Source organism: Porphyrobacter sp. ULC335 (assembly GCF_025917005.1).
In the GTDB taxonomy this organism is placed as follows: domain Bacteria; phylum Pseudomonadota; class Alphaproteobacteria; order Sphingomonadales; family Sphingomonadaceae; genus Erythrobacter.
Genome location: NZ_CP078091.1, coordinates 3,468,593 through 3,475,000 on the forward strand (window position 1 = coordinate 3,468,593; position 6,408 = coordinate 3,475,000).

Consider the following 6,408-nt stretch of genomic DNA (forward strand, 5'->3'; position numbering starts at 1 on the left):
CGCTCCTCTTTAGGACGATCTGACCACAGCGCGACATTTGCGCGCCTATCGGGAAGCCTGATCGTGATCACCGCCAAGCCACCTCTGCACCTGACCTCGGTCGGGCTGGTGCTTATCCCCCTCGGGGTGGTCAGCGTGATGAGCGGAGCGCTGGCTCTGGCGGTGGGCTTCTCCGATCACTGGGCGTTCGGATCGAAGAGCGGGTTGCTGATTTCGGCGATTCTTGTCTACGCCGCCACGCTGTTCTTCCTGGGCCGCAGCGGGATCGCCAGCGTTCGCGGGCTCGAGGAACGCGCCAACACCGATCCGCTCACCCGGCTGCCCAATCGCCACGCGCTGCACGAGGACATTCAGGCCTTCTCGCGCGGCGAGGACGAAGTGGCGCTGGCGATGATCGATCTCGACAGCTTCAAGCAGGTTAACGACCACTATGGTCACGCGGTCGGCGACCAGTTGATCGAACGCTGCGCGCAGCTGATCCGCGAAGTCTGCGGGGCCGAGGCGCGCTGCTACCGTCTGGGCGGCGATGAATTTGCCGCTGTCATGTCGGGCAAGGTGTCAGGCACGATCCTCGAAGGCATGTGCCGCACGCTGCTCGAACGGCTCGGCACGCCGCTGACGCTCGATCACCGGCACATCGCAGTCGGTGCCAGCATCGGCCTCACCCGCTCGACCGCCGATCTGCGCGTCCCTTCGTCCGAGATGCTGCGCCGGTCCGATGTGGCGATGGACATGTCGAAGCGCGGCGGCAAGATGCGCTGCACCTGGTTCAACGAAAGCTTTGATCGCCGCCGCGAGCGTGTGCGCGAGATCGAGGACGAAATCCGCACCGGCATCGCCGCGGGCGAATTCCACCTCGCCTATCAGCCGCTGGTGAACGCCGACGACAAGCGCATCGTTGCGGTCGAGGCGCTGCTGCGCTGGGATCGCGGCGACCGCCCGGCGCTCGGCCCCAATATCTTTATCCCGGTGGCCGAGGATTCGGGCCTGATCAATCCGCTCGGGCTATGGGTGCTGCGTCAGGCGGTGTGCGATGCGCTGCGCTGGGGTGACATCACGCTTTCCGTCAACATTTCCGCCGCACAGCTGCGCAACGCCGAATTCCCGATCAAGCTGGGCGAGGTGCTGGAGGAAACCGGCTTCCCGCCGCACCGGCTGGAACTCGAAGTGACCGAGACCTGCCTGGTGCTCGATCCGGTGGTGGCTGAACGCACGCTCGCGGTGATCCGCAGCTTCGGCGTGCGTATCGCGCTGGACGATTTCGGCACCGGCTATGCATCGATCGGGTTCCTGCGGCGCTTCCGCTTCGAAAAGCTCAAGCTCGACCGCAGCCTCGTCGAACTCGCCGGCGTTGATGACGGCAGCCGCGCGATGATGCTGTCCTCGATTGCGCTGGCCCGCGCGCTCGACATGGGCGTCACCGCCGAAGGGGTCGAGACCGAGGAGCAGGCCGAACTGGTGCGCCTTGCCGGGTGTGACCAGATCCAGGGCTGGCTCTACTACCGCGCCCTTCCCGCAGCCGACATCGACAAGTTGATCGCCGCACAGGGTCTTTTGGACGCACAGGCCGCAGGGCCCGAGAGCAAGGACGAACAGGCGGCATGAGCGCGCTTCAGGATATTGCCCTCGACGTCGAAGCCGAAACGGCCGGACATGAGGCGGCTTTGCCCGCCACCCGCTTCGCCCGTGCGCAGCAGTGGTTTGCATCGCTGTCGGTCGGCGGCAAGATCACGCTGTTCTTCAGTGGCAACCTTGCCTTTGCCTTGCTTGCCGGACTGTTCGTGGTCGGCGGCTATATCGAGCTGGGCCAGCGGGCCGAACGGATCCGCACCACGCACGAGGCTGCGCTCAAGGCCGAACGGATGCTCGTACAGCTGAGCGAAGGCCAGCGGCACGCCGAAATGCTCGTTGCCGATGGCGATGTGGCCCGCGCCCGCGCGGCGCGTGAAGCGCTCGATCGCGCAGCGGCCAGCGCTGCCGCACTCTCCGATAGCGCTGCGGCCGGCGGCATCGCCGCGCAGGAGCGCGTGGCCCTGATCCGCACCGGCATTGATGATCTCGCCCGTCAGGTCAGCGCCTTCGACCCTGACACTGCGGACACCGCCACCCGCCACCGTCAGGCATCAGGCATCGCCGGCACCGGAAGCGCTCTGCTGGAAAACGCGCAAGGCATGACCGCAACGCTCGGCGATGAAGCCGACGCCATGGCTGACAACGGCGCAGCGTTGATCTCGCGCCTGCTGGTGATGTGGATTGCGCTGGCCACGATCCTCACGCTCATCACCCTGTTCGCACAGCGTTATTTCAATCGCACCGTGGGCGCGACCCTCTCGGCAATGGCACGGCAGATGACCGGCATCGCTGCGGGCGAGCATGATGTCACCATCAGCGGCAAGGATCGGCAGGACGAGATCGGCGACATGGCGCGCGCCACCGAAATCTTCCACCGCGCCGGACTGCGGCTTGAACGCCTCAGCCGCGAACGCGCCGAACGCGCCAAGGCCGAGCTTGACGAACATGCACGCGAGCAGGTGCAGCGCGAGGAATCCCGGCTTGAACGCGAACGCGTGCTCCAGAACATTGCCGACCAGTTCGAACGCACCGTGGGCGAAGTCGTGACCGGCGTGGTTGCCGCGTCCAGCCAGTTGCAGTCCACCGCCACGCTGATGGCCACCACCGCAGAGGACGCCAGCGCCCGCACCGGCGAAGCAGCATCCGCGATGCAGGAAGCCAATCTCGGCGCCACAGCAGCGGCAGCGGCCAGTGACGAATTTGCCATGTCGATCGGCGAGATCAGCCGCCAGGCCGCCTCCTCGGCAGAACTGGCGCGCGAGGCAGGCCTTTCGGCGCGGCAGGCGGACAGCACCATCGGCGCGCTGTCATCTTCGGCGCAGGAAGTCGGCCAGATTGTCGAACTGATCCAGACCATTGCCCAGCGCACCAATCTGCTGGCGCTCAACGCCTCGATCGAAGCCGCGCGCGGCGGCGAGGCCGGACGCGGTTTTGCCGTGGTCGCCAGCGAGGTCAAGGAACTCGCCACCCAGACCAGCCGCGCGACCGAAAAGGTCGCCGAACAGATCCGCGCCATGCAATCGACCACCGGCGCCAGCGTCAGCGCGCTGCGCACCATCGCCGCGCAGATCGAGCAGCTGGAAACCACCTCGGTCTCGATTGCGGCAGCGGTCGACCAGCAATCGGTCGCCGGGCATGATCTGGCCCGCAGCATCGATCTGGCCGCACGCGGGACCGAGAAGGTCGCAGGCCATGTCGATACAGTGCGCGCGCTTTCGCTTTCGACCGGCGCAGCGGCAAGTCAGGTGCTGTCCAGCGCCACCAGTCTCGAAACCCAGGCCTCCACATTGCGCACGCAAGTTCAAGGTTTCCTGTCGCGGGTTCGCGCCGGATAGTAACGCACTGCAATTCCGCGGACTCAAGCATTTGGAAAGGATTTTCCTTCATAAATGCTTGCAACCAGACCCCGGGGGATTGCGGCATGAACATGATGAGCTTGCAGGAGCGTCGCGAGGAACAGGCTGTTCCCGAATTCGTGCGCGACCTCAGAACCGACTTCGATCTTGAAGAACTGGACGGTGCTGCTGCTGCCGCAGGCGCTGCACCGAGCGCAACGCTCCTCGAACGCCTGACCTGGTTCCGCAACCTTTCGCTGTCGGGCAAGATCAACGCGGTTTTCGGCACCTTCCTCGGCGTCGGATTGTTAATGACCCTGGTGATCGGCCTCGGCCTGACCCACCTGTGGGACCGCTACAACGCATCGGCCCGCGTGCAGGAAACCCTCGTCGCCGCCGGGCAGCTGCAATCGTCCGCGGGCGAATTGCGCTATCACTCGGTGCGCGTGCTCTATGATCGCAGCCCCGCCCTGCGCGAACAGCAACGCGCCGGGGAAAGCGCGCTGCTGACGCAGGTGGCGTCCATCGAAGCGGCTGTCGCCACGGAGGCGCCCGAACTGGCACCTCAGGTGCAGACGGTTCGCGCGGAGCTCGCCCGGTTCGAAAGCACCTTTGACCGCGCCAGCGAAACGGTGCGCGGCGGCGGGAACGCCAATGCGGCTGCGGCGCAAGTGTCCGATCAGGGCAACGCGGTGATGGCTGCCAGCGCCAAGCTGTCCGCCGCAATCGCGGCGCGCGGCGAGCAGCAGGAAGCCTCCGGCATCGGCTACTTCTTCAACATGATCCTGATCCTCGCCGCGCTGGCGATTGTTGGCGCTGCCGTGCTGCTGCTGGGTGTGACCTACCTGTCGCGCGATTTCTCGCGCAAGATCGTCGAGATCGCAGCGGCGATGAACCAGCTCGCCGCCGGAGACCGGCATTTCCACATCGATGGCGCAGACCGGAAGGACGAGGTGGGCCAGATGGTCCGCGCGCTCGAACTGTTCAAACGTGCCAACAAGTGGATGGAGGACCGCGCCCGCGAACGTTCGGAACGCGCGGAGCAGGAATTGCAGCTCCAGCAGGATCGTGAGCGCGAGCGGGTTGAAGCCGAAGCAAAGCGCGCCGCACTGCTCGATGATGTGGCCCGCCAGTTCGAACGCACCGTCGGCGATGTGGTGAGCGGCGTGGCGGCAGCGTCCAGCCAGCTCCACACCACAGCCTCGCGCATGGCGACCAGCGCTGAAGAAGCCAGCCGCCGCACCGGCGAAGTGGCCGCATCGATGGAAGAGGCCAACGCCGGCGCCACCGCAGCAGCAGCCGCCAGTGACGAATTCGCGCTGTCGATCAGCGAGATCAGCCGTCAGGCGGCCTCGTCGAGCGAACTCGCGCGGCTCGCCACCGTCGCCACGGGCGAAGCGGACGATACCATCTCTGCCCTTGCCGCCTCTGCTGATGAAGTCGGCCAGATCGTGGAACTGATCCAGACCATCGCCCAGCGCACCAACCTGCTCGCGCTCAACGCTTCGATCGAAGCGGCGCGCGGCGGCGAGGCAGGTCGCGGCTTCGCGGTGGTGGCCAGCGAGGTCAAGGAACTCGCGATGCAGACCACCCGCGCGACCGAGAAGGTCGCCGACCAGATCCGCGCCATGCAGTCCACCACCGGGGCGAGCGTCAAGGCGCTCCGCGCGATTGCGGGGCAGGTGAAGGATCTCGAATCCACCGCCGTCTCGATCGCGACAGCTGTCGACCAGCAATCGGTCGCCGGCCGTGATCTGGCGCTAAGCATCGATCTCGCCGCGCGCGGGACCGAGAAGGTGTCTGCCCATATCGAGGACGTGCGGCAATTGTCGCTCTCGACCGGCGCGGCCGCCTCGCAAGTGCTGTCGAGCGCCAACGAACTGGAGTCGCAAGCTGCCCATCTCGGCGATCAGGTACGCGGCTTCCTGCGCACCGTGCGGATGGGCTGATCCGCGACGGCGTGGCGGTGAAGCGGGCTCAATCCTTGTAGAGCGGTGTCGTTTCGCCGCGCTCGTACAGATCGACGAGCGCGCGATTGGTGTAGGTCAGATTGTTCTTCTTGGACGATTCGGCGGCCTTCTTCTTCACATCCTCGATCGAGTACCCTCGGATAATGTGAAGCTGGTCTCCCGGTAGCTCGTAAAGGCCCAGAAACATGCTGGTCAGGTTGTCCGGGTTGTCGAGATACAGCTCGCACGTCAGCTTGCTCTGGCTTTCGCACAGCTTGATGGCATCCGCGTTTGCTGCGGCGAGCGTCGGCCGCCCCGTCACGATCGCGAGCCGCGGCCAGCCTGCCTTGGTTGGCCATGCGACCGACATGTAACCGCGGGTTGGCTCTGGTTCTGATATGACTTGAAGCCGGGGTGTTGCAGCATCGTAAAGCGCCAATATGCGGCAAGGCATTTCGTCAGGCGTGCAGAATTCGGCCACACGTGCCTCTGGCGTCGCCGCACCTGCCGCGTTCAGCCAGGAAGTCTGTCCCCGTCTGTTCACATAGTGGATGAGAACACCATCAGCAACACCCACGCCGAAGCTGCACTTCGCTCCTGTGTCAGCTTGACAACGAGCGACCACTTCTTCCTTTGCAGCTGCCCAGTTATCCCTGCCCGAGAGCAGCCAGGTCTTGCGCTGCCAGGCCATGGAAGGAACCCCATCAGGCTGGGCCAACAGAGCCCATTTGCGGCGCTTCACCGGACCTTGCGGAAAGTAGTCCTCCGAATAATCGTGGCTTTGATCAGCGCCCGCAGGGATGAGGACGTTTCTGAAGCTGAAGGCTATCTTGCAACCCCATTCGCGAGCCATTTTTTTGCAGGTGTCGAGCGCTTCTTTTTCAGCTTCGGACTTTCTTTCCGCGCCCTCGGGCCACACGCCTCCGCCGCCATCGACTGCGACGGCAATGAGGATGTTGCCGGTCCACGCCTCTGAGTAAATGCAGCCTTCGCCCATGGCAGCCGCACAGGCATCCATGACGCGGTTCTTGGCTGCTTCTACTGAGCGATGG

4 protein-coding genes (1 of these 4 running past the window's edge) are annotated in these 6,408 nt (G+C 65.1%); 3 read left to right on the plus strand and 1 reads right to left on the minus strand.

The window, feature by feature from the left end; translation table 11 throughout:
• The first annotated feature begins 63 nt into the window (after positions 1-63).
• The 3 genes from KVF90_RS16635 to KVF90_RS16645 all read left to right on the plus strand — a co-directional run bounded on the left by KVF90_RS16635 (position 64) and on the right by KVF90_RS16645 (position 5,356).
• Positions 64-1,605 (plus strand): putative bifunctional diguanylate cyclase/phosphodiesterase, encoded by a 1,542-nt coding sequence (locus tag KVF90_RS16635; RefSeq protein WP_264392671.1) that lies wholly within the window; start codon positions 64-66, stop codon positions 1,603-1,605.
• The gene (locus tag KVF90_RS16640; RefSeq protein WP_264392672.1) at positions 1,602-3,407 is read left to right on the plus strand and encodes a methyl-accepting chemotaxis protein; all 1,806 of its coding nucleotides are present in this window, start codon (positions 1,602-1,604) and stop codon (positions 3,405-3,407) included. Before KVF90_RS16635 ends, KVF90_RS16640 begins: the two co-directional genes overlap by 4 nt.
• Before the next feature lie 86 nt (positions 3,408-3,493).
• Positions 3,494-5,356: a methyl-accepting chemotaxis protein gene (locus tag KVF90_RS16645; RefSeq protein ID WP_264392673.1), complete on the plus strand. Its 1,863-nt coding sequence runs from the start codon at positions 3,494-3,496 to the stop codon at positions 5,354-5,356.
• 28 nt (positions 5,357-5,384) lie between these two features.
• Here the strand turns inward: KVF90_RS16645 and KVF90_RS16650 are convergent, their stop codons facing one another.
• A protein-coding gene (locus KVF90_RS16650) for a DUF4189 domain-containing protein (protein WP_264392674.1) crosses the window boundary here: on the minus strand, positions 5,385-6,408 show its 3' portion. Its footprint extends 341 nt past the window's final position; 1,024 of the gene's 1,365 nt are visible here — the last part of the coding sequence; its start codon lies beyond the right edge, outside the window — the gene reads right to left on this strand; the stop codon is at positions 5,385-5,387.